Origin of the sequence: Sphingobium sp. BYY-5 (assembly GCF_022758885.1) — a bacterium.
GTDB lineage: Bacteria > Pseudomonadota > Alphaproteobacteria > Sphingomonadales > Sphingomonadaceae > Sphingobium.
In genome coordinates this window covers 1,079,662-1,105,191 of sequence record NZ_JALEBH010000001.1, presented here as the reverse complement: position 1 = coordinate 1,105,191, position 25,530 = coordinate 1,079,662, and the positions used below count along the sequence as shown (strand labels likewise).

13 protein-coding genes are annotated in these 25,530 nt (G+C 61.1%); 8 read left to right on the top strand and 5 right to left on the bottom strand.

All coding sequences use genetic code 11. The features are described 5' to 3' along the window. Nucleotides 1-94: 94 nt before the first annotated feature. Nucleotides 95-1,141, top strand: coding sequence for a LacI family DNA-binding transcriptional regulator (locus MOK15_RS05280; RefSeq protein ID WP_242930637.1), 1,047 nt, complete (start codon nucleotides 95-97; stop codon nucleotides 1,139-1,141). Here the strand turns inward: MOK15_RS05280 and MOK15_RS05275 are convergent. Both MOK15_RS05275 and MOK15_RS05270 read right to left on the bottom strand, forming a co-directional pair. After that, the gene (locus MOK15_RS05275; protein WP_242930636.1) at nucleotides 1,102-2,739 is read right to left on the bottom strand and encodes a glycoside hydrolase family 43 protein; all 1,638 of its coding nucleotides are present in this window, start codon (nucleotides 2,737-2,739) and stop codon (nucleotides 1,102-1,104) included. The genes MOK15_RS05280 and MOK15_RS05275 overlap by 40 nt on opposite strands. Next, a complete protein-coding gene (locus tag MOK15_RS05270; RefSeq protein WP_242930635.1) occupies nucleotides 2,736-3,980 on the bottom strand; it encodes an MFS transporter in 1,245 nt (414 codons plus the stop codon). Before MOK15_RS05270 ends, MOK15_RS05275 begins: the two co-directional genes overlap by 4 nt. Before the next feature lie 336 nt (nucleotides 3,981-4,316). Between MOK15_RS05270 and MOK15_RS05265 the strand changes: the two genes are divergently transcribed. Beyond that, nucleotides 4,317-7,214, top strand: coding sequence for a TonB-dependent receptor (locus tag MOK15_RS05265; protein ID WP_242930634.1), 2,898 nt, complete (start codon nucleotides 4,317-4,319; stop codon nucleotides 7,212-7,214). Between the two features lie 238 nt (nucleotides 7,215-7,452). Here the strand turns inward: MOK15_RS05265 and MOK15_RS05260 are convergent, their stop codons facing one another. Then, nucleotides 7,453-9,888 carry a glycoside hydrolase family 2 TIM barrel-domain containing protein gene (locus tag MOK15_RS05260; RefSeq protein WP_242930633.1) on the bottom strand — a complete coding sequence of 812 codons (2,436 nt, stop codon included), beginning with the start codon at nucleotides 9,886-9,888 and terminating at the stop codon, nucleotides 7,453-7,455. 114 nt (nucleotides 9,889-10,002) lie between these two features. Beyond that, nucleotides 10,003-12,222 carry a hypothetical protein gene (locus tag MOK15_RS05255; RefSeq protein WP_242930632.1) on the bottom strand — a complete coding sequence of 740 codons (2,220 nt, stop codon included), beginning with the start codon at nucleotides 12,220-12,222 and terminating at the stop codon, nucleotides 10,003-10,005. A gap of 222 nt (nucleotides 12,223-12,444) precedes the next feature. Between MOK15_RS05255 and MOK15_RS05250 the strand changes: the two genes are divergently transcribed. Further along, nucleotides 12,445-14,085, top strand: a complete 1,641-nt coding sequence (locus MOK15_RS05250; protein WP_242930631.1) for a DUF5597 domain-containing protein — start codon at nucleotides 12,445-12,447, stop codon at nucleotides 14,083-14,085. A 52-nt stretch (nucleotides 14,086-14,137) separates the two neighbouring features. Beyond that, the gene (locus tag MOK15_RS05245) at nucleotides 14,138-16,222 is read left to right on the top strand and encodes a glycoside hydrolase family 2 TIM barrel-domain containing protein (RefSeq protein WP_242930630.1); all 2,085 of its coding nucleotides are present in this window, start codon (nucleotides 14,138-14,140) and stop codon (nucleotides 16,220-16,222) included. Between the two features lie 82 nt (nucleotides 16,223-16,304). Here the strand turns inward: MOK15_RS05245 and MOK15_RS05240 are convergent, their stop codons facing one another. Next, nucleotides 16,305-17,090: an IclR family transcriptional regulator gene (locus MOK15_RS05240; RefSeq protein ID WP_242930629.1), complete on the bottom strand. Its 786-nt coding sequence runs from the start codon at nucleotides 17,088-17,090 to the stop codon at nucleotides 16,305-16,307. 380 nt (nucleotides 17,091-17,470) lie between these two features. Between MOK15_RS05240 and MOK15_RS05235 the strand changes: the two genes are divergently transcribed. The 4 genes from MOK15_RS05235 to MOK15_RS05220 all read left to right on the top strand — a co-directional run bounded on the left by MOK15_RS05235 (nucleotide 17,471) and on the right by MOK15_RS05220 (nucleotide 25,450). Next, nucleotides 17,471-20,395, top strand: a complete 2,925-nt coding sequence (locus tag MOK15_RS05235) for a TonB-dependent receptor (RefSeq protein ID WP_242930628.1) — start codon at nucleotides 17,471-17,473, stop codon at nucleotides 20,393-20,395. 58 nt (nucleotides 20,396-20,453) lie between these two features. Beyond that, a complete protein-coding gene (locus MOK15_RS05230) occupies nucleotides 20,454-22,007 on the top strand; it encodes a tryptophan halogenase family protein (RefSeq protein WP_242930627.1) in 1,554 nt (517 codons plus the stop codon). 115 nt (nucleotides 22,008-22,122) lie between these two features. Next, nucleotides 22,123-23,742 (top strand): beta-xylosidase, encoded by a 1,620-nt coding sequence (locus tag MOK15_RS05225; protein ID WP_242930626.1) that lies wholly within the window; start codon nucleotides 22,123-22,125, stop codon nucleotides 23,740-23,742. 61 nt (nucleotides 23,743-23,803) lie between these two features. After that, a complete protein-coding gene (locus tag MOK15_RS05220; RefSeq protein ID WP_242930625.1) occupies nucleotides 23,804-25,450 on the top strand; it encodes a family 43 glycosylhydrolase in 1,647 nt (548 codons plus the stop codon). Nucleotides 25,451-25,530: the final 80 nt, after the last annotated feature.

Sequence of the window (25,530 nt, the reverse complement as noted above, 5' to 3'; positions counted from 1 at the left end):
GGGCTGCGCTTCCATACGCGCCTCATTTCTCCCTTTGCCGAGTTTGATCGATAGCTTAGGTCGATAATTTACATTTCTGAAAGCAGGTGAAAAGATGGCCAGATCGGAGCGATCCGCGCGCGGTGCGACCATCGTGGATGTTGCAAGGCGGGCCGGTGTGTCGTCGATGACCGTTTCGCGCGTCATCAACGGACGGCCGGGTGTCAGCGACGAAACCCGCGTCGTAGTGGACGAAGCCATCAAGGCGCTGGCTTACACCCCCAATGTCGCTGCGCGAAACCTCGTCACCTCCACCGAGCTTCGGATCGGTGTGATCTATTCGAACGCCAGCGCCGCCTTCATGAGCGAGTTCATGACAGGCGTGTTTGAGGAAGCATCGTCGCGCGGCGCACGCCTGATCTTGCTGAAGGGTGAGGGCGGGCGACCTCCGGCGACAAAGGCGTTGGAGGATCTGGTTGCGACGGGTTTGAGCGGCGTGCTGCTTGCGCCGCCCCTGGGGGAAGCGCCAGAGGTTCTGCGCGTGCTGCGCAACGCGGAATGCGCCGTGGCGGCGGTGGGCGCCTATCAATCGCCCGAGACCATTTGTGTACGGATTGATGATCGTGCCGCCTCCTATCAGATGACGCGACTGCTGTTGGACCTTGGGCACCGGCAACTGGGTTTCATCCTGGGGAATCCCGACCAGGCGGCAAGCGCGGAACGCATGGCGGGATTTTACGCGGCGGTTCGCGAAACCGGCGGCGTGAATGTGCAGGTGGTGCAGGGAGATTTCACCTATGCGTCGGGACTGACTGCCGCTGAGCAGCTTTTAACCATGCCCGAACCCCCGACCGCCATATTCGCCAGCAATGACGACATGGCCGCTGCGGTGGTGTCTGTTGCCCATCGCCGCCATCTCGATGTGCCCGCTGAACTGACTGTCGCGGGGTTCGACGACACGACGGCGGCCGTTACGCTTTGGCCGCCGCTCACGACCGTGCGTCAGCCGGTACGGGAACTGGCTGCCGAGGCGCTGGGCCTGCTGATCGCCGAAATCGCGGCGAAAGACGGCAAGTCGCGTGTCCCGCGCGAAAGCATCCTCAGCCATGCGATCGTGGAACGTCAATCGACCGGTGCGGTAAAGCCGTCCTCGCCCCGATAGTCGAACCGGGAAAAGTCCGCAGGGACTGCCGAGCCTGAAAGATCCTGGCACGCCATGCCGACAAATGTGCCGGTAAAGTTTGGAAGGCCTGGAAAAGTCACTTCATCCGACAAAATGCTGATGTCGAGAATTTGGGGTAACTGGTTCCAAGGCGTCGATCCTTGCAATCGCCAGGCAAAGCGCAGTCTGTCTCCCTCTACTTCCGCCTGCAACTCGATTGCGCCATCCGGCAAGGCGGCGACGACGACTTGCAGGGTGATGCCTTCTTCCAGTTCCGGGGATGCGCACATGAGTTGAAGTTGGCGGGCATCCTCCTCCGCGCTGACGCACAGATAATAGAATTTGGTGCTGTTATAATAGAGGATAAGCCCGGCGGCTTGCTGAAAGCTGTGCGGCGCGAAGCTGAGGCAGGTCGTTGCGGTGAAGCGAAAATGCTCCTGGCGGCGCGCCACGAGCGCTTGTTCGAACAGGCTGCCGACCGTCTCCCGTCCGTAAAGACGCAGGAAGCCGGGACGGGCCGAAAGGCTGAACAGGCGATCGGGAAAGGGGCTTCGCAACCATTGGAACTCTTGAGGAAGGATCGGGGTGTCGAAGCGTCCGTCCCACTCCTGTTTCGGCCACGGGGCAGCGGGAAGTTCAGGCGTTGGCGGGGTCGGATCGGGGCGCGCGTCACCGTGCCGGGTACGCAGCCATTCGTCTTCCCCCCATTGCATCGGCTGGATCGCTGTTTCCCGTCCCATGATGCAGCGTTCCCGCCCTGGCAATGGCCGGCCGCAGAGATACGCCATCCATGGCGTCCCGTCCGCCAGTTCGACAAGGTCGCCATGTCCTGCACGGGCGAGATTTCCATCCCGGCAGCCTGCCGAGGTCAGGACCGCGCCATCGGGATGGACTTCATATGGTCCAAGCAGGTTGCGTGACCGGGCCATGACGACGGCATGATCCCATCCCGTGCCGCCCTCCGCCACCAGCAAATGATACCATCCGCCGCGCTTGTAGATATGGGGACCTTCGGTGAAGCCAAGGTCGGTACCTTTGAAGATCAAGTGCGGTTCACCCACGAGCTTCAGGCTGGCGCGATCGAGTTCCTGAATTTGGATACCGGCAAAGCGGCCACGGTCCGGTCGATGATCCCACAGCATGTTGAGCATCCAGCTGCGGCCGTCGTCATCATGGAACAGGGCGGGATCGAAGCCGCTGCTGTTGAGGTGAACGGCATCGGACCAATGGCCATCGATGCGATCGCACGTCACCAGATAATTGGGAAAGTCGCGCAACGACAATCCCTTGGCTCCGTTCACGGTTGTGGCGCCGTAGCGCTTGACGTCCGTGAAGATAAGCCAGAACCGGCCATCGACATAGCTGAGGTCGGGCGCCCACACGCCACAGGAATCGGGATCGCCACGCATGTCCAGTTGAGATGAGCGTGCGAGCGGGCGCGCGGCGAGCCGCCAATGTTTCAGGTCGCGACTGTGATGAATCTGGACGCCGGGATACCATTCGAAAGTCGATGTCGCGATGTAGAAATCATCATCGACGCGCACGATTGACGGGTCGGGATTGAATCCCCGGAGGATAGGATTGGAGATAATATTCATGCAGGCTTGCGCACCAATGTCCAAAGAAGCACGGCACCGATCAGATCGAGTATGCCAAGCAAGATAAAGAAGGGCTCATATCCGACATTGTCGACCATCTGGCCCAGCAGCAGGGAGAAAATGAGGACGCCAAGATTTCCGGCCATTCCGGCCATGCCCGCGGCAGTCGCCACTTCGTTCTTGGCGAAGAGGTCGGAGGCCATGGTAATCACCGTAACCGACAGGGTCTGGTGGGCGAAGCCGCCGAGGCACAGCAGCGCGATCGCAGCATAGGGGTTGGTAGCCAGGCCGACAAAGGCCATGCCGGTCATCATTGCGGCACCCAGCGTGAAGGCCCAGCGGCGCGCGTCGATCAGGTCGACATTGCGGCGCTGAAGGAATGCCACGACGGCTGGACCGAACATGCAGCCAAGGTCGGCGGCGAGAAAGGGAAGCCAGGCGAACATGGCGATCTGCGCCAGGTCGAAGCCCCGCACCCTGGCAAGATAGAGCGGCATCCAGAAGGACAACATGCCCCAGACCGGATCCGCCAACATACGGGGCAGGGCGATACCCCACAGATCGCGGCGTCGCGCAAGCGCCAGGATGGACGGTCTTTCCTTGCGGGCGGCGAGGCGGGCTTCCTGGCCGCTCAGGATGTAGTCGCGCTCTGCAGAACCCAGTCGCCGGTGGCGGGAGGGGCTGTCATAGTGAAGATACCAAAGTAGCGCCCAGACGAGGCCGATGCCCCCGGCGATCACGAAAGCCAGTCGCCAACTGTGCATCATGACGGCCCAGGCGACCAGTGGCGGAGCGAAGACGGCGCCGAAAGACGCGCCGATATTATATATCCCGCCCGCTGCGCCACGTTCTTTGGATGGAAACCATTCCGCTACCAGCTTTTGCCCAGCCGGCTGGGCCGACCCTTCCGCCAGGCCAAGCAGGGCGCGGAGCGCGGCGAAACCGAACCAGCCGTTCACCAAAGCGTGCGCCATGGTGACGAGCGACCAGATTGCCACGCAAATTGTAAAGCCGACGCGAAGGCCCACGCTGTCGAGGAAGTAGCCGGCCGCAGGCTGCAGCATCACGCCGAGCTGGAACGCGCCGGTGATCCAGCCATATTCAACGTTGCTGATCGCTTGTTCGGTAAGAATGACCGGTGCGGCGACGCCCAGGACCGAACGGGCGAGATAATTTATCACCATGGCCCCGACAAAGAGGCTGATGATGGTCCAGCGGAACCGGCCGATCGTGCGGATCATGAAACGGCTCCGTTAACGTTATCTACGCGCGCCATGGCATGGAGCGTCCGCGTCTGTTCTTCCGTGTATGGCCGGTTTCGCGTGCGCCAAGGTGCGGCAAGGTTCAAGGCACATCATCCTCTCGATGTAAATCTTGTAGGAGTATTGACAATAATCGGCGCAGATAGCAATAGATGTTGTTAGCGCTAACTAAAATTCTGTCGAGTCTTTGTTACGGAGGACGGGATGGTGCGGGCGCTGGGCCGGGGGCCCTACAATCTACACAGAAGATGAATTGGGGAGAGAATGATGTCAGGTTTCCATTTGCACCGTGGTTCGGCGCGTGCGCGCTTTGTGATGGTGAGTGCTGCAGCATTGTCGATCGGCCTTGCCGTCGCTCCGGCGCTCGCTCAGTCCACGGCCGAAACGGCTGCGCCACAGGATGAAGCCGGGCGCAACGCGAGTGCCGACATCGTCGTAACGGGATCGCGCATCAAGGCCAGCGGATACACTGCGCCCACGCCGACCACTGTGATCGATTCGGGCGCGATCGAGGCCAATGCGCAGCCCAACATCTTCACCACTATCGCGCAGCTTCCTTCATTGCAGGGGTCGAGCGGGACGTCCGTCAATACGTTCAGCACGTCGAGCGGGCAGCAGGGACTTAGTTCCTTCTCGCTGCGCGGCGTGGGCGCGATCCGCACGTTGACGCTGCTCGATGGCCAGCGCGTCGTTGGCGCGAACGTGACCGGCGTGCCCGACATCAGCCTGTTTCCACAACTGCTGGTACAGCGTGTCGATGTCGTGAATGGCGGCGCGTCCGCCTCCTACGGTTCCGATGCGGTGGGCGGTGTCGTCAATTTCATCACGGACACCCGGTTCAAGGGCATCAAGGGCAATATCCAGGGCGGCATCAGCCGGTATAACGACAATGAGCAGGTGCTGGTCCAGCTTGCGGCCGGCACCAGCTTCGCCAATGATCGCGCGCACCTGGTCGTCAGCGCGGAATATGCCAATGAAGATGGCGTCGGTGGTGGCGATTGGGGGATCGGTCTGGCCGGCGGGCGCGACTGGTTCAAGCAGACCAGCCTGATCGACCGGGGCGTGGTCAACGACGGTTCGCCGCGCTATGTGCTGCGCGATTTTGGGCAGGCCTATAACTATACGAAATATGGCCTGATTACGTCCGGTCCGCTCCAGGGCACCGCGTTCGATCAGTCGGGCAATCCGTTCCAGTTCCAATATGGATCGAACGGCGTGCCTGCGCGGGATGGCACGAGTAACGTGCGCGGATGCTTCCCCGGCTTCTGCATTGGCGGCGACCTTTCGGGCAATGTCGATGCGGGCCGTACGCTTCAGTCATCGATCGAGCGCGTCAACACTTATGGCCGTCTGGGTTTCGACTTCTCGGACAATGACGAACTTTATGTCAGCTTCAACTACGGGCAGGTGAAGACCCAGAATCAGCCGGTGGGCGGCATGAACCGACCCGGCCTGACGATCCAGTGCGCCAATCCCTTCGTCCCCGCTGCGATCAAGGCGGCGTGTACGACGGCGGGCATCACCAGCTTCGGCTATGGCACAAGCAATGCGGCGTTGGGCAACACGCAGGTCAACACCGACCGTCGCCTGTATCGTGCGGTAATCGGCGCCAAGGGGGAGTTCGATCTGCTGGGCACGGAATGGAGCTACGACAATTATTATGAGCGGGGCACCACCTATACCGACATCGATGTGTCGAACATCATGCTGTCGAACCGCTTCAACCAGGCGATCAATGCGACCACATTGAACGGTGCGGTCGTGTGCGCCGATCCCGTGGCGCGGGCGAATGGCTGCCAGCCGCTCAACATTTTCGGCGGCAATCCGTCTCAGGCGGCTTTGGATTATATCATTCCTGAAAATGGGCCGTTCCAGCGGACGCGCCAGACGCAGGATGTGGTCAGCATCAATATTTCGGGATCGCCCATCGATTTGTGGGCCGGGCCGCTCTCGATCGCGTTCGGCGGCGAATATCGTCACGAATTCTACCGGGTGAAGGCTGACCCCTACGGCGCTGGATTCGCGTTCAGCCCGCCTACGACTGACTATCCGGCCGACCCGACGCTGCTGAACGCCGGCAACAACTGGTATGCGGGCAATTACAAGAATGGCGGCGGCGCTTATAGCGTGAAGGAAGCCTTTTTCGAGGCGGACCTGCCGGTTCTCAACAGCGATGCGCTGGGCCGCGCCAACATCAACGGCGCGGTGCGCGTGACCGATTACAGCACGTCGGGCACCATCTGGGCCTGGAAGGTCGGCGGCACCTGGAGCCTGCCGATCGAAGGGTTCCGGCTGCGCGGCGTGACGTCGAAGGATGTGCGTGCGCCCAACCTGTCGGAACTGTTCGCAGCCCCGGTCACGACCACGTTGCCCAACTTCTTCGATCCGTTCCGTGGCGTGAACGTGCTGGCAATCCAGAACACGATCGGCAACGCCAACCTGCGGCCCGAAACCGCGCGCAACACGACCGCCGGCATCGCCTTCTCCGGCGCGTCCTGGCTGCCGGGGCTTAGTGTGTCGTTCGATTATTACAAGCTCAAGATCAAGGACGTGATTTCCAGCATCGGCGCGGGCGACATCGTCAACCTGTGCTTCCAGAATCTGGTTCCGGAAACTTGCAGCGCCTTCAACCTCAATAACCAGAGCGGGCCGAACTTCATCAACGTGCAGGCGTTCAACCTGGCGTCGATCGACACCAGCGGCTTCGACATTGAGGCGAGCTATCGCTGGCAGCGGCCGCTGGGCCTTCCCGGCAGCCTGACCTTCCGGGCGCTGGCGACCCATGTGAGCAAGTTCGTAACCACCAGCGGCCTGCCGGGTACTACGGGCGTCGACAGCGCGGGCGTGAACCTGGGCAATACGCCCGACTGGAAGTGGCTGGCGATCCAGAGCTACGAGAATGACAAATTCTCGTTCATGGTTCAGGAACGCTGGTTCAGCGACGGCGTACTGGGCCATCAATATGTGGTGTGCCAGCCGGGCAGTTGCCCTGCATCGACCCAGGCTGAGCCGACGATCGACCAGAATTTCATGCCCGGCGCCTTCTATATGGATATTGGCGGCACCTACAACATCACGCCGAAAGTGACCGCTTACTTCAAGGTCGACAATCTGTTCGACCGTGATCCGGCCAAGTCGCCCTATTTCGTCAATCCGGCGCTGTATGACGTGGTGGGTCGCATGTACCGGGCGGGCGTCCGTTTTCGATTCTGACCTGCAAGATATTTCCGGATCGCGGATCGACATGATCCGCGATCCGGGAAGGCTGTTTGATACTGGGGAGAGGATTGCGTGAAGCGATTAGTTTCCCTCCCGATCGCTTTGTGGACTGCCTCTCCCCCTTCTTCCCTCCCGCAAAGGGAGGGAAGAGGCGACAAGCCCCGCCGATGGCATCTGACGATGGTTTGCCACCCTGCCAAAGGGTAGTCGTGACGGACCAACCCCGACGTCCTTACCGTGATACGGTGTCGAGGCGTAACTCCTGGACCGGCACGCCATCGACTGCGACTTCGACCTTGACCGGCCCGGCCTGTGTCCCGGCGCGGATGACGGCGACGACGCGGCCGTGGAAGCTGGTCCGGGTGCCCGACTGGAGACTTGACGCATCGCGTGGATCCCCATTGCCGATACCGGCCAGGTTCGCGGCACCCGTGACACGCACGGTTACGCGACGATCGTCCGCCTGCGCGTAGATTGGTGTGCCATCGGCATCGGCCAGTTGAACCGCCACATAGGCCAGATCCTGACCATTGGCGGTGAGGCGTTGGCGATCAACGCTCACCTTCGCGCTGGTGGGCGCCCCGGCGGTGCGCAATTCCCAGCGTGCGGCTTCGCGTCCGGCGCGATAGCCCACTGCGGTCAGACGGCCGGGAGCATAGGTTACGTTGAACAGCGCCTTATACTCGGTGTCCACGCTCACCATCTTGCGGCCCAGGCTTTTGTTGTTGAGGAACAGTTCGACCTCTGGAAGCTCTGAATAGACCTCCACCTCCAGCGATTTGCCCTCCTGCCCCCGCCACGTCCAGCTCGGGTGAACATCGGGATGCGACCAGTCGAGATGCGGGGGCGTGATCGGATAATAATGCCGATCCGGCAAATCCTCTGTGCCTTTGGGTTGACGGACAAAGGCCACCACGGGGTCGATCCCGGTTTTCCAGAGTATCTGGCGGTAATAGGCCGCTGGTCGCTTGCGGCCGGTCACGTCAATCTCGCCGCAATAGGCAAGGTGCCAGGGATAGGGGCCGAGCTTCTGCCAGTCCTGGCTATAGCCCATCCAGCCAATCCCGCTTTCGCCGATATAATCGACCGCCGTCCAGACGAAATCGCCGATCACCCAGGGCATGGTCTCCACCTTGCGCCAATAGGAAAAGGCGTCGAGGGGCAGCGATTCAGACGTGTACATCACGCGTTCGGGGAATTTCTTATGATCGTCCTCGAACATGTTCGCGCGATAATTATAGCCCGCGATATCCAGCACCGCGAACTGGGCGTCGCTGGCGGGTGCGTCGGTGCTGACCGCCTGCGTCACCGGCCGGGTGGGGTCGAGCAGCCGCACGCGCTCCGCCAGCTTGCGCCCTGTATCGACCCCCAGCGGCGAACCCTGTTCGGGAATTTCGTTGCCAATGCTCCAGAACAGGACGCTGGGATGATTGCGCCCGCTGATGACCATGGAGTCGATATCCTGCTGCCAGTCGGTCTTGAAGAAGCGCGCATAATCCATGTCGCGCTTGCTCTTGTTCCAGGCGTCGAAGGATTCGTCGATCACCAGCATCCCAAGTTCGTCGGCTGCGTCGAGCGTCGCCTGGCTGGCGGGATTATGCGAGCTGCGAAGCGCATTATAACCGGCAGCCTTCATCAGCGCGACTTTGCGCATGTCAGCATCGGGGAAGCCGGCTGCGCCCAGCATGTAATTGTCATGATGGAAATTGCCGCCGCGCAGGCGCACCGGCTTGCCGTTGACCCGCAGGCCGTTCACCGCATCGGCGCTGATCGTGCGAATGCCGAAACGGGTCCGCCGCTCGTCGGTCACGGCGCCCTGGACCCGCACCTGTTGAACCAGCGTATAGAGATTGGGGGCATCGGGCGACCATAGCGCCGGGCGCGGCACCGTGAACGACTGGTTCCAGTCGGCATTGCCCTTCCCGGCCACGGTGCGAACATCGCTTGTCTGTGCCACCACATCGCCATTGGGGGCCACGATTTGCGTGACCAGTTCCATCGGCTGCGCGCGGCCCGCGCAATTGCCGGTGGCAGCGCGGACGGTGACGGTGCCCGACGCCTCGGTCGCGACCGGGGTGGTCACGAAGATGCTGTCGGGCTGAAGATGGACACAATCGAGAATGTCGAGCGAGACCGGACGGATGATACCCGATCCACCATACCAGCGCGACGAAGGGTCGGCATGGTGGACGCGCACCGCGATCACATTGTCGCCGGCCTTGAGCTTGCCCGTCAGATCGACCGTAAAGGCCGTGTAACCGAAATGATGTTCGGCCAGCAATTCGCCGTTCAGCCAGATGTCGGCGTCCATATAGACCGCCTCGAAATTCAGGCGGACCAGCTTCTGCACCTCGGCGGAGTCCAGGCGCAGATGGCGGCGATACCAACCAATACCGCCGGGGAGGTAGCCCGAATCCTGTCCGCCCACGGCCTGGGGCGTGAAGGGCGGGGCGCCGTTGGGGCCGTCCATGACCGCCCAGTCGTGCGGGACGGCGACCGGCAACCAACCGCTGTCGCCAAATGCCGATGCCTCCGCACCCTTGACCTCACCGCGCGTGAACAGCCAGTCCTCTGACAGGCTGCGCGTTGCGGCATAGGCCGGAACGGCGGTGGCACACAGAAGGGGAGTCAGCCAAAAACGGCTCAGGAACTTGGCAAGGGTCGGCACTCTATTTCCTCCTAATCTGTATTTTTTGTCGGTTCGGGCGCGGCAAATCTTCAACGCATTTGGGAAAGCGCGCGGGTGTGATTGGTTTGTTCAAATGGGGGGGCGGGGCGCACCTCAGCGGCCTGGATCGCCATACAGCACCCCGCGTCCGTCCGTGCCCAGGTAGACGCGGCCGAAGATGCGGGGATCGCCGGCGATGACGCGGAAACGTAATCCCCACTGATGTGCATCATCGTTGATCCTGCGCCAGCTTTGCCCCTCGTCGGTCGAACGCCATATGCCATTCGTCCCGTCCAATATCCCGGTTGCAAAGATGGTGGCGATGCCGCTGTCTGGTGCCGGCTTGCCAAGTGCGAACAGTCTCAACGGCAGCGTTCCGTTGACCCGGTCGAACGAAGCGCCGCCATTGATGCTATGATAGAGATCGGTGCCGACGCGCAGCCAGAGGTCGCCGGCCGCGAACGGACTTGCGACCAGGCTGGCGGGCTGTTCGCGCCCCATCATCCGTGCGCCCTCAAGATCGGCGGGAAGCCCACGGCCCTTGACGGGCGCGAAGCTCAGTCCGCCGTCCTTGCTGGCCAGCAGTCGGTGCCGATCCACGTCGACGGCATAGAAGCGCCGGGGATCGACCTTGTCCGCGACCGGCTGGACGTTCCACGTCAGCCCTTTGGGAACGAGCCATGTGCTGCCCCGGTCGCGCGTCAACATGACGATCGGCGTGGCGACGATGAAGGTTGCGCCATCGGCCGATGTGACGATGGGCGCGTTGCCCTCCAGGTCCTGCCGCTGTTCCTCCGCGCCGGGTTTTGCGGCCATTGGCGGAACGCGCAACGGCTGCCAACTGCGCCCACCGTCCTGCGACCAACCCAGCGTGGCGTCGCGCGGACGGTTCGCATGGAGGCTGCCGCTGCGCACCAGGATATCGGGGTGGCGACCGGCATAATCGATGTTGTTGGTATTGGAGAGATAGGGGTTCGAAAATCCATGGGCCGGCGAGACCGTAAGATCGTCATGTACGAACCCCGCAATATCGCCGAAGCCAGAGATCAGCGCCGCGCCGCCGGTCGGGCTGACGAGGGTGATGATGGCGGTCTGCTCAATTCCCTTGACCCACGGTTTCCAGAGCATCGCCTTGGGATCGGCGAAGTCGGTGGTCATATAGACGGTGGCGCCGGTGACATAGGCGGCCCGGCCCGGATTGAACGGGTCGATCGCAACACCGGCGGTCCAGTGACCGAAATCGGCGCTGTCGCCGTCCATCTGAAGGAACGGCGATGCGTGCGTGTCGTGCCGGCTCATGTCATGGATGTCGGTCCAGTGCGCCCCGTCGTCCTGCGTGCGCCAGATCGTGTCGCCTGGTTTCCAGCGATCGACACTGCTGACCGCCAAGGTGCCGGGTGCGGACGGGTCGAGGCTTAGCCCCATGAATCCGCCCACCTGGGCCTTGTCGGGCGTGATGTCGGTCCAGCGGCTGCGCTTCGTGTCGAAACGCCAGACTGCGCCTGCCGTGATGCCGTTCGGGCCGATGCCGTTGCAATAGGCGATATAGAGCATCCCGCGGCGGTCGATCGCCGCCTTCACCGGCAGCAGCGTGGGCGGCGGCCCGCCCTCGACCTGCTGCCAAGTCGCGCCATGGTCGAGCGAACGGAACAGGTGGCGATCACCGGGGTCCGCCGACCCCGCGAAGATGGCGCCGGTCCCCGGATCGATCACGACGAAGCTGATGCCGCCATGTGTCGGCTGTCTACGGCCGGGCAAGCCCAGGCCGGGCAGGGGAAAGCTGTCGACCTTCCGCCAGGTCGCGGCACCGTCATCGCTCCGCCACAGGCCGTCATGGCGCGATCCGAAGAAGAGGGTGCGGGTGTTGCCGGGATCGATCGCCAGCCGCTCGCCCATGCCGCGGCCATCTTCATTCCCGCCCATCGCAAAGGACACGGGCGTTACGCGCCAGGTCGTGCCCCGATCGTCCGAACGCAGGATCGCGGCGGCTCCCCCTCGATACATGCCGGCGGCCAGATAGACGATGTTCGGATCGCTGGGATCGGCAGCCAGGCTCTCGATCCCCATATAGCTGCCTTCGGCCATGCTGTCCTGCAACGGAACCCAGCGGGCTTCCTTCGCTTCCCAGCGATAGGCGCCGCCCATGTCGGTGCGCAGATAGGCAAGATCGCGCTCTGCCGTGCTGAAGATGATATTGGGCGCGAACCCACCCGCGCCGACCGTAACGTTGCGCCAGAGATAGGGGGCAGGCGCCTCTGCCTTTTCCGCTTTCGCGCTATACGGCGCTGCGCCCGCGACCGCCAAAATTCCAAGCAGGGTGATTGCCCATTTCATCCTCATCTCCCGGCTATACTCATGATAGCGCTATCAAAAATGCCTTGCATTATAAAGGGCATTTACGCAAGTGAAGGGCATAGGGAGAAGGATCATGAAGGTGATGCAGCGTGCATTGGTGGCAGCGGCGATAGTCGCACGCCCCAATTTCAGTCTCGGTTTCTGCGCTGCCCGCTCCGTTCGTTTTCACCGCACTACAGAAGGGACGATAGATTAATGCGCATGACCAGCCGACTGCTTTCGACATTGACCTGTCTGGCCCTTGTCGCCGGCCCCGCGCTGGCCGCGCCGGATACGCCCTATATTGCCTCGCGGGCGGGCCATCACGCGCTGATGGTGGATGGCGCGCCCTTCCTGATGCTGGGAGCGCAGGTCAACAACAGCGCCAATTATCCCGCCATGCTGCCCGAAGTGTGGCCGGCGATCGAGAAGATGCACGCCAATACGGTCGAGGTGCCGGTCGGCTGGGAACAGGTCGAACCGGTGGAGGGGCAGTTCGATTTCTCGTTCCTCGACGCGCTGCTGCCGCAGGCGCGCGCGCGCAATCTGCGCGTGGTGCTGCTGTGGTTCGGCACCTGGAAGAATACCTCGGCCAGCTATGTGCCTGAATGGGTCAAGCTGAACCCGAAGCGCTTTCCGCACATGATCAACGCCAAGGGCGAAACCCATTACGCGCTTTCGCCCCATTATCGCGCAACGCTGGACGCGGACAAGTGCGCCTTCGTCAAGTTGATGGAATATCTGAAGAAAAATGATCCTCAAAATACCGTCATCATGGTGCAGCCGGAAAATGAGGTCGGTAGCTATGGCAGCGTGCGCGATTTCTCTCCGACGGCGCAGAAGCTGTTCGACGGGCCGGTTCCTGCGTCGCTGGTCAGGCGGATGAACAAGCAGCCGGGCACCTGGCGCCAGCTATTTGGCGGCGATGCGGACGAATATTTCCACGCCTGGTCGATCGCCCATTATACCAATGAGATCGCCGAAGCCGGCAAGGCGGTGAAGCCGCTGCCAATGTTGATGAACGCCGCGCTCGCCTCCGCCTTCGGACGCCAGCCCGCGACGACCTATTCCAGCGGCGGCCCAGTCCATCATGTGATCGATGTGTATAAGGCGGCGGCGCCAGCGATCGATCTGGTCGCGCCGGACATCTACGCGCGCGATCACGCCGCCTATCTTGCCTATCTCGGCTTTTACGACCGCCCAGATAATGCCCTGATGGTGCCGGAAACGGGCAATGACAAGGAGTTTGCGCGCTACTTCTTCCCTGCCGTGGGGCGAGGCGCGATTGGCTTTGCGCCCTTCGGCATGGATTATACGGGCTATTATAATTATCCGCTGGGCGCGAAGGACCTGGACGACGCGACCATGGAATTGTTCGCGCGCAACTATCGCCTGTTCGAACCGATGCAGCGCGAATGGGCGAAATGGGCGTTCGAAGGCAAGACCTGGGGCGTGGCCGAGCCGACCGACCCCAAGGCCGCGCATACCCAGCATATCGACATGGGCAAATATAATATGACCGCGACCTTCGGTCAGTGGCAGTTCGGCACGGACAAGCCAACCGGCAACCCCGAACCTGTTGGTGGCGTCGCTGTCGCGCAACTGGGCGAGAATGAGTTCCTCGTCACCGGTTTTCGGACGCGCGTCTATTTCGGCCTGAGCAAGCCCGCCCCGCTCGAATCGATGATGATGCTGCGGGTCGAGGAAGGCCGTTTCGACAATGGCAAATGGATATTCCGCCGCGTGTGGAACGGTGATGCGATCGATTACGGCATCAACTTCACCGACCGCGAACAGGTGCTTCGGATCAAGCTGACAACATATAAGGGAACGCCGCCGATCCCCGTGGGAAATCCCAACTGATCCCATAAGAAAAGGCCGCCCGCCGAGCCGAGGAAGAGGAGTGCCGTCACCCATGTTCAGACTGTTCGCCTGCATCCTTTCGGTTCTTGTCCTTACTGTGCCGGAAACGGTAGCGGCACAGGCCGCCGCCAGTTCGCGTGAGACGACACGGCTTCTGGCCGATTGGCGCTTCGCGCAAGGCGAGCAGGAGGGCGCTGCGGCAGCGGCGTTCGACGATAGCGGCTGGACGCGTATCACCCTGCCGCACACGTTCAACGCGGCCGAAACCGGCGATGGCACCTATTATCGCGGACCCGCCTGGTACAGGCGCGCCTTCGACATCACCGAGCTGCGTCACGGACGGCGACTTTTCGTTCAGTTCGATGGCGCGGCGCTAGTCGCCGCTGTCTATCTGAACGGCAAGCCCGTCTGTCGTCATCAGGGGGGCTACGCAGCCTTCCGCTGCGATCTGACCGGCGCACTCGTACATGGCGTCAATCTGATGGCCGTACGCGTGGACAATAGCCTCAATCGCGCCGTGACGCCGCTGGGCGGCGATTTCACCGTGTTCGGTGGCCTGTATCGCCCCGTGTCGCTGATCGAGACGGATGATGTGCATTTCGACCTGCTAGATCATGGCGGTCCGGGATTATACGCCCGCGCGCATGGGATCACAGCCTATGGCGCGACGATATCGACAGTGGCAAAGATTGCCAACGACGGCCCCCGCGCGCAGACCGTTTCCATCCATGCGCGCATCCTCGATGCCGAGGGGCGCGAGGTGGCGCAGGTATCGGCAAAAGTCCTAGCGCCTGCGGGCCGGGGGCGCGAGGCCATGTTCGATATGCGGCTTCCATCCCCGCGATTGTGGGACGGCGTGCGTGATCCCTATCTCTACCGGCTTGTCGCCCGCATCGGCGAAGCTGGTGACGAGGTTTCGGTTCCGCTGGGCGTGCGCACGGTCCGCATCGATCCTGAGCGGGGCTTCCTGTTGAACGGCAAGCCCTATCCGTTGCGCGGGGTCAATCTGATGCACAGCGCCCGACCGGGCGAGGGGACAGCCGTAACCGATGCGGAGGTTGCGGAAGATTTCGCGATCATGCGCGACATGGGCTCCACCGGCGCGCGGCTGGCGCATTTCCAGCATCCCCAGGCTGCTTATGACGAAGCCGACCGGCTGGGCCTTGCCCTATGGACGGAGATCGGGATCAACGGCGTGGTCGATGATGGCCCCGCCTTCCAGGCCAATGCCGAGCAGCAGATGCGCGAGTTGATCGCCCAGAATTACAATCATCCCTCGGTAGTGATCTGGGGATTGGGCAATGAGGTCTATTCGACCGAACCCATCGTGGAGCAAGTGCTGCGCGCGTTGCAGGCGGTGACGAAGCAGATGGATCAGGATCGACCGACGGCCTATGCGCATTGCTGCCAACAGGACGATCATCCCAAGGCGCTGATTTCCGACATTATCGGGTTCAACCGCTATTTTGGCTGGTATCCCGACCAGAAAGGTTCGATCGGCGATTGGGCCGCGGGCTTCCACACCAGCCACCCGGAACGTTCCTTCGGGGTCAGCGAATATGGCGCGGGCGCCAGCATCCTGCACCAGGAAGATCCACCCGGCCCGGTGGTTCCGTCGAGCGGCTGGCATCCCGAACAAAATCAGGCGCTCTATCATGAGCGCAACTGGCTTGCGTTGAAGGACAAGCCCTATCTATGGGGAACCTTCATCTGGGTCGGTTTCGATCTCGCCTCGGCAGGGCGGCATGAAGGCGATCGGCGCGGGATCAACGACAAGGGGCTTGTCACCTATGACCGTCAGGTGCGCAAGGACGCCTGGTACTGGTATCGCGCCTGGTGGTCCGATCGCCCGACGCTGTACATCACCAGCCGCCGCTTCACCCAGCGACCCGATCCCGATGTCGTGGTGAAAATCTACACCAGCGCGCCGCAGGCGACCCTGTTCCTGAACGGTGTCGAGGTCGGCACGCAGCAGGCGACGGACCGTATTATACGCTGGCCCGTGACACTGCGCACCGGCGCCAATGTGATCGAGGTACGCGCTGTGGTGGGCGGCGAAACGCTGACGGACAAGGTTATGTGGTTATATGAGCGCCCGCCCGGCATGTTGGCTCATATACCGGGCGCGGCAGATTGATTCAGGCGTGGCGGTGCTGCACGGAAGCGGCCATTATCGTCCGGTTGGCGTTTCCTGAACGGGGCGTCCTGGATCGAAAAATTCAAGAGACGTCGCTATATCCAAGCATATTGGAGATGTCCGCCGCAGCATCTCGCAAATATTGCTTGGCAACTCCTATATCGACTCTCTGCGATCCATTGATCAGTTCCAGAAATGGGATTGTGAGCGCCGCTACAACTTTCCTGTCAAATCCGAATATCGGATAGCTTAAATCCGTAACGCCGCGGGTAATGAAGCTTTTGCGCTGTTCATGGCCGCGCTTCTGGATGGATATGAACCTCTTCTCGAGTTCTTCCTGATCTATCACGCATCCGGACAAGGCGGTCGCCTGCTTGACCAGACTGTCGCGTAGATCGTCGGGAGAGAAAGCCAGCAGCACTGCCCCTGAGCAACTGGTCAGCAGATCAACCTCAGCCCCAAGACGTAAGGAAAATCCGCGCGTGCCAGGGTTCTGCTCTCGCGCGATCACCAGGCCTGCCCCCTCGTTGATGACGACGAGATGGCATGATTGTTCGGCATCGATAACCAGTTTGCGCATCGCGGATGTGGCGGCGGCGACCAGATCTTGTGCGGGGGTGGCCCTGAAAGCGAGGTCCAGCAGCTTATAGCTTACCGAATATCGATCATCCCTGGGGGACTTATGCAGATAGCCAAGTTTTTCCATGACGATGACGATACGAAATATTTCGCCGATGGACCTGTTCATCAACACGGCCATCTCGCTGATCAACGCGCCGCCGGGGTGGTTGGTCAGCAGTTCGAGCACCTCGAAAGCCTTTTCGACAGCCGGCGCGGCATAGCTCGCCTTCGGGCCAGTTCGCATCATATCTCCATCAGCCAAGGGGCTGGACGAGCAATGATATGCGACGGGCCGACTGTCAAATTTCCTCTTTACCTGTTGTTGCGGGACCGGCCGGCATCGGCCGTTCGATGGTTCCGGTATCGCGTTTCGTTGCGATGAATGGCCGGCGTCGAGAACGGGCGCATCTCCGCGGGCAATTAAGTATCATAGGCGAACTATAAAATAAGCTTTCAAATATGAAGAAACGCTTGGCAGCGTTGTCAGCATCGGTTAATGGGAGCGCTACCGAGAAGGTGCATTGAGCAGTTCCGGTAAAGGGAGGGGATATGAGCAGCGAATCTCGAGCTCGAAATCTGGGGTGTTTTTTCAAGAATCTGAGCGCATCAAGCCTGGCGATTGCAGCCATGAGCTGTGCTGTCCCGGCATGGGCCGGAGAGCAGGGATTGCCGCAGGATTCCGAAGCGTCGGCTCCGGTATCCGACCAGGATATCGTCGTCACAGGCCGCCGGGAGGCCTTGCAGAAGGCTGAAGAAAGAAAGCGCCGCAGTGAGACCGTGATCGATTCGATCGTGGCCGACGATGCAGGCAAACTGCCTGACAATTCCATCACTGAAGTCCTGCAGCGTGTTTCGGGCGTGACGATCGTCCGCTTTGCCGCGCTCAACGACCCTGACCATTATTCGGTCGAAGGATCGGGCATCCAGGTTCGCGGCATGACCGGTGTGGCGTCGCGCCTCAACGGGCGGGATATCTTCAGCGCCAATGGCGGCCGATCGATACAGTTTGCGGATGTGACGCCTGAACTGATGGCGGCCGTGGACGTCTACAAGGGGTCGACCGCCGACCTGATCGAAGGCGGCACGGGCGGCCAGATCGACCTGCGCACCAAGGTTCCGTTCGATTTTGACGGCAACTGGCATGTTGCGGCGACAGGTGACGTAAGCATGGGCGATTTGGCCCGGAAGACCGACCCGTCCGGATCGATCCTCATCACGAAGCGCTGGTCGACCCCGATCGGTGAAATCGGTGTCCTGGGCGACGTGGCCTATAGCCGCCTCAGCTCCAATTCGCATTTCTTCCGCGTCGAACCTTATTTCCGCACGCGAATCGGCAACGAAGATTATTATATTCCAGGCGGTTACACCTATGGCGAGGAGCAATTCCAGCGCAAGCGCACTGGTATTTACGGCGCCATTCAGTGGGCGCCGTCCGACTCGCTGACCTTCACCGGCACCTTCTTCCAATCGCGCTACCGCAACAAGTCGGGCGACTGGGGCGCGCAGGTGTCCTCACAGTCGCTGAGCGTCGATCCGACCGTGAGCCAGTTCGACGAGAACAACATGCTGATTTCCACGCCAAGCATGTTTACTCGCGATCCTCAGACATTCCTGCCCGCCGGCTCGCTCAATAGCGGCGGCAATAAGGGCGCTTATGCCAGCAACACACGGACGCGCGACTATTCGCTGAGCTTCGACTGGTCGCCCGACAACAGTCCATTGTCGATCAAGGGCGCGATCCAGCGGGTCGATTCGGCCCAGATTTTCAATCGTATGGACCTGTTTCGCGATGTCGCGTTCCCGGATGGCTATGGCTTCGATCTGAGCGGTGATCTTCCCGTCGTGAGTTTGCCGGCAGGGTCGCAGGTGGCGCTTTCAGATCCGGCCAATTATTTCTGGTCGGCATCCATGCCGCATAATGAAGATAATAAAGGCCGCCTGAACTCCGCCAATCTGGACCTGGAGTATAAGTTCGAGGATAGCTTCTTCCGCTCCGTAAAATTTGGCGGTCGTTATGCCAAGCGCACCGAGCGTGACCTGGGCAATGGATATAATTGGGCAGCGCTCGGCCGTGGTTGGAACGTCGATCCACAATTGACCTTTGCCAATGCGGCGCCGGGCGATGTCGAGATGCACGCGTTCAAGAACTTCTTCCACGGTTCGGCATCATTGCCTGCGAATTTGATGTTCCCGACTGATGAACTGGCACGTCGGTTTGATCGCCGTCAATTGACGACATCGCCGCCGGCCGGTTTCTGCACCGGTATGGAAAATAACTGCTCTGCCGCAGGCCCGCTGCCGCAGACCGGCTATGGCGGCGGTGCGGGCATCCGCGCGCCCGGGTTTGTTCTGCCGGGCGACCGCGTGGATAATATGACTCAAACCACAGCGGGCTACGCCCTGGTACGGTTCGGCGAGGAACGTAGCATTTCGGGTAATGTCGGCGTGCGCGCGGTGCGTATCAAGAACGAAGGTAGCGGTTTCATCACGCAGAACGCCACGACCTTCATCCGCAACGGCGAAACATTGTCTCTGGGCGAACAATTTATTCCCCGTGGAGGAAAGGCGACGTTCACGCGCTTCCTTCCTTCCATCAACATTGATTATGAGCCTGCCCAGGACATGAAAATCCGCTTTGGCTATAATATTACGCTCGACCTTCCATCGTTCCAGGCGTTGCGTGCGTCGGGTTCCGTGGGGGTGGAAACGACAACCAATCCGGCCAGCACACCGGATAATAATCTGCCGAACCTGTTCACCAACTTCACTGCGTCAACCGGCAATCCGTTGCTGAAGCCTACCATGTCGAACAATTTCGACTTGTCGTTCGAATATTATCCGAAGGCGGGCACGTCCTTCCACTTCGCGCCTTTCTACAAGCGGATAACCAATCTTCCCATCTACTCGCTCACTCAGCGGCAAGTGACGGTGGTGTTTACCGACGGACGCAGCGAAAACGTGAACGCGGCCGCATCCGACTATGTGAACTCGACCAGGGCGGCAACGGTCAAGGGTTTCGAGATTGGGGGGCGCATGTTCCTGGACATGTTGCCGGGCTGGCTGAGCGGATTTGGCTTTGAAGGCAATTACACCTTCCTCGATAGCAAGAATCCGGGTGATATCTATCGCGACATTAACGGCGTTGTCCGCAACGATGTGCCGCTGGTCGGTTTGTCGAAGCATAATTTCAATGCGACGCTGCTGTATGAGCGCAACGTGATCTCGGCGCGGATCGCTTATTCCTGGCGCTCCAAATATTTGCAAACGACCAACAGCAACGGCACAAACCCGACCTATCCTTTCTATAGTGCGCCAGGGTCGAGCACGCCCGTACAGATAGCTTTGCCGGTCTATGGCGATGTCTATGGGCAGTTGGAAGCGGGGGTCCGGTTCAAGGTGACGGAGAATTTCTCCTTCGGCATCCAGGGCACGAACCTGACCAATTCGACCCAGCGGACGTTGATGGGAGGGTATCCGGGCGGCCAGCTCAAGGGGCGTAGCTGGTTCCAGTCCGACCGGCGCATCAGCACCGGGATCAATCTGGCATTTTGAGCTAATGGTGTGATTGCCGGCTGATCCCGGCAATCACTTCTCTTGAAGAGAAGGTGCTATGGGCAAGACTATCCTGATCGTTGGTGGCGGAACCGCCGGATGGCTGACGGCAGGATATCTTGCCCGCAGACTGGGCGCCGACTTGCCTGGCGGAATATCCATTCGACTGGTGGAATCCCCCGAAATCGGCATATTGGGCGTGGGGGAGGGTACCTTTCCCACGATCCGTCGCACGCTCGCCGCCATTGGCATCGATGAAGCCGAAATGATCCGGCGATGCGGCGCAAGTTTCAAACAGGGCGCGAAATTCGTCCATTGGCGAAATGCTCCCGGACAAGCGGGACCGGACCATTATACGCATCCGTTCCAGGTCGCAGAATCGCCGGATGGGTTGGAACTGCTCCCCTATTGGCTGCTTGGCCTGGGTGGCGCGGAAAATTGGGATGAGGTCTGCGGACCGCAGAAGAAGGCCGCCGACACCGGTCGGGCGCCCAAATTGCAGAGCCACCCCGATTATGTCGGGCCGCTTAACTATGCCTATCATTTCGATGCCGTGACGCTGGCGGAATTGCTGCGCGACAAGGCGGTCGAAAATGGCGTGGATCATATGACCGACCGTGTCACGGAGGTACTCGTCGGCGGCGATGGCGCGATCGACGGCGTACGCACGGCGGAACATGGGGTTCTCAAGGCCGACCTCTATATCGATTGCACGGGCTTCCGGGCCGAATTGATCGGCAAGGCGCTGGGTATGCCCTATCGGTCATGCCGCGATGTCCTGTTCTGCGACAGCGCAATGGCGATGCAGGTGCCTTATGGCAGCGCCGACGATCCAATCGTATCCTACACCCTATCCACGGCGCAGGATGCCGGCTGGATATGGGACATCGGGCTGGAAAAGCGCCGGGGCATCGGCCATGTCTACTCGTCCGCCCATATGGACGATGCGGCGGCCGAAGCCCGGCTGCGCGCCTATGTCGGTCCAGCATCGGAGCAGCTGGAGTTTCGCAAGTTCCAATTCAATGCGGGGTATCGCGAAACCAACTGGCACAAGAACTGCGTCGCCATCGGCCTGTCGAGCGGCTTTTTCGAACCGCTGGAAGCGACCGGCATCGTCTTTTCGGAAGTGGCGGCGAACATGGTCGCCAATCTTTTCCCCTGGGGCGGCGATTTCGAGACGTCCGCGCGCCAGTATAACGCCAATATGCTCGCCCGCTATCAACGGGCGCTCGACTTCATCAAGCTGCATTATTGCATTTCGGAACGACGGGATTCACAATTCTGGATCGACAATGTTGCGCCATCGTCCATCCCCGACAGCTTGCAGGAACTGCTCGACCGCTGGCGTTTCCGCCCACCCACGGAAATGGACTTCGATCTTCAGGTCGATATTTTTTCCGAAATGAGCTGGCAATATGTCCTTTATGGCATGGGCTGGAAGACCGACCTCAGCGGAAAGGCGGGCGTCTACCGCTATCATGATGACGCGCGAAAGGCGTTTGCCGAAGTGCGACGTCAGGCCGATTTTGCGATCGCGAACCTTCCGTCGAACCGGGATTTGATCCGTCATGCGCATAGGGGCGCTTTTGGCGCCCGCCCCGTGGCGGCATGAACGAAAGCAGGATCGATCCCTCCATTGGGTAGCCATGGTTTCGTTGCGCCCAATTGCCCCAGCCGTGTCGCCGCACGGCTGGGCGCTTTTCTTTCCATTGCATCAAGGTGAGTTCATGACGAAATCGCAGCGTACCCGTTTCCGCATGTTCAGTGGCGCGGCCGCATTGATGATAGCGATCGGGCAGCCTGCTCTCGCCCAATCCTCCAAGGCGCCATCTGCTCCGGCGGCGCAGGGGCGGTCGCTGGATGTCGATCTGAGCCGCGCGGGCGCGCCGATCGATCGCGCGTTCGACCTGTCGGTCGGGTCGGATTTCGCAGGAACGCTGAGCCGTGCGGACAGCCTGGCCCAGCTTGCTACAGCCGTGGATGAATTGGGCTTTCGCTATGTCCGCTTCCATGCCCCATTCCATGATGCGCTGCACACGGTTCAGCGGCGCGACGGCAAGATCGTCTATGACTGGGCCGGCCTTGATCGCCTGTTCGACGCTTTGCTGGCGCGGCGGATCAAGCCCTTCGTCGAACTGGGCTTCACACCTGAAGCCATGGCGACGTCGAAGCAGACCATCTTTTATTGGAAGGGCAACACCTCCCATCCCGAACCGAAGGCTTGGGCAGCGCTGGTGGACGCTTTCGTCCGGCATATGCGCGAACGCTATGGCGCGGAAGAAGTCCGCAGCTGGTATTTCGAGGTGTGGAACGAACCCAATCTGGACGGATTCTGGGAGAAGGCGGACCAGCCCGCTTATTTTGACCTGTATGAATCGAGCGCTCGGACGATCAAGGCGATCGACCCTGCCCTGCGGGTAGGCGGTCCTGCGACCGCAGGCGCGGCGTGGGTGCCGGAATTTCTCGATCGCGCCGCCCAGCGCAAGATACCCGTCGATTTCGTGACCACGCACACCTATGGCGTCGATGGCGGCTTTCTGGACGAGAATGGGGTGGACGACAACAAGCTGTCGACCAATCCGGATGCGGTCGTCGGCGACGTGCGAAGGGTCCGTGCACAGATCGATGCGTCGGCCTTTCCAGGCATTCCGCTATTCTTCACCGAATGGAGCGCCAGCTACAACCCGCGCGACCCGGTGCATGATTCCTATATCAGCGCGGCTTTTATCCTTAATAAGCTGCGTGGCTCGCGCGGTCTGGCGCAGGGCATGAGCTACTGGACCTATAGCGACCTGTTTGAGGAGGCCGGGCCGCCCCCTACGCCCTTTCATGGTGGTTTCGGTCTGATGAACAGGGAAGGCATCCGCAAGGCGGCCTGGTTCGCTTATAAATATCTGCACGCACTGGACGGCAAGGAAATTCCTCTTGCGGATTCGCAGGCCCTGGCCACAACGCAGGATGGGCGAAGCGCCGTGCTGCTTTGGAACTGGCGCCAGCCCAAGCAGGACGCCAGCAACCGTCCCTTCTTCACCAAATTGCTGCCCGCGCAGGCAGAGGCGCCGGCCGCCATTCGCTTCACCGGCATGGCGCCCGGGACGTACCGGCTTCAGGTCCACAGGACCGGATATAAAGCCAATGATGCGCATAGCCGCTATTTGGAAATGGGAGCGCCGGCAAAGCTCAGCGATGCGCAGCTTGGTGAGTTGCAGGCGTTGACCCAGGATATTCCCGAAACCGATCGCGTGATCCGTGTCGGGAAGGACGGGCGCTACAAGCTGGCTGTGCCGATGCGTAGTAATGACGTCGTATTCACGACGATCGAACCCGTGTCGGCATCGGGCCGCTAAAGCCGTTTCCAATCCCGCCTGCTCCGGGCTGTTTTTCTTTCTCTCTTCTCGCGAGATTGTCATGAACCCGACCCGCAGGCACCTGTTAACCCTCGCCACCGCTTCTGCCGGGGCCGCCCTGGCGCCCGGCGTTGCGGCGCGTCCGATCGGCAAAGCGATCGGCGAACCGGACATGTCCGGCACCGGTTCCATGAGCGGCATAGGGGTGGAAGGATCCCGCCGGGGCGATCTGGGCGACGGCCGCTACGTCAATCCCGTGCTGGCCGGTGATCGACCCGATCCCACTATCCTGAAGGATGGTGAGGATTATTACGCCGCCTTCTCCTCCTTTCTCTATTATCCGGGCGTGCCGATCTGGCATTCACGCGACCTGGTCAACTGGACGCCCGTAACGGCAGCCTTGAAGACCCCGACCGGCACGGTCTGGGCGCTCGATATCGCCAAACATGGCGATCGCTATTTCATCTATATCCCGGTTCTGGCGTCCGATGGCGATGCGCGGCCGCTGCGCACCTATGTCATTCATGCGCCTGCGATGAGCGGGCCGTGGAGCGAGCCGATCGATATGCATATCGACGGTATGATCGACCCGGGCCACGCGGTCGGGGAGAATGGCAAGCGCTACCTCTTCTTCAACGGTGGCAACAGGGTGAAGCTGCGTGATGACGGGCTGGCCGCCGATGGCGCGGTCGAGCATGTCTATAATGGTTGGCCGATCCCCAGCGATTATGTGATCGAAGGTTTCGCGCTGGAAGGCCCCAAGGTGCTTCACCGCGACGGCTATCATTATCTCATCGCGGCACAGGGCGGTACGGCTGGTCCGCCGACGAGCCATATGGTGGTTGCCGCACGATCCCGCTCGATCAATGGGCCATGGGAAAATTGCCCCTATAATCCGATCGTGCGGACCGTATCGCGGGAAGAGCCGTGGTGGTCGCGGGGACATGCGACAGCGGTCGAGGGACCGGACGGCCGGTGGTGGCTCGCCTATCATGGCTATGAGAACGGCTTTCGAACGCTGGGGCGGCAATTGTTGCTGGAGCCGATGGAATGGACCCAGGACGGTTGGCCGCGCGCATTGGGAGGTGCGCTCGACCAGCCGTTTCTCAAGCCCGCTGCCGGGAGTGGCACGCATGGCCAGCCGCTTTCGGGCCTGTCGCAGGAGGCGATCGGCAACCGACTGACCTTCTTCGCACCCAAGGGCGACTATCTGAAGCGTGCGCGTTTCCAGGGAGACAGTCTGTCGCTGGCAGCGCAGGGGACGGGACCAGCCGATGCGTCGCCGCTGCTGTTCGTGGCAGGCGACCGCTCCTACGAGATCATAGTCGATGTCGAGATACAGGCAGGGACGCAGGCGGGGCTGATCCTTTTCTACAATGACAAGCTGTTCTGCGGCCTGGGCGTGGGGGATGATCGCCTGCACGCCTATCGTATCGGTCAGGAGGAGCGGTGGCCGGCCGGTGCCCCGATATCCACGAAACGCCTCCGATTGCGGCTCGTCAACGACGAGAATGTCGTGACTTTCTATTATTCTGCCCCTGGTGGCGCATGGAAAAAGGAGCGATCGGTCGAGGTCGCCGGCTATAATCACAACGTCGGTGATGGTTTCCTGAGCCTGCGTCCGGGGCTTTACGCAGCAGGATCGGGTACGGCGACATTCCAGAACCTGCTTTATCGCGCACGTCGGCGGACCGGCGATAGTGGTTGAGGATTAAGGCGATCCGCCCATCGGAAAGAGGCTGGATACACCATTATCATCCCCGTTGTTCCCCGGCCTGTGCCGGGGAA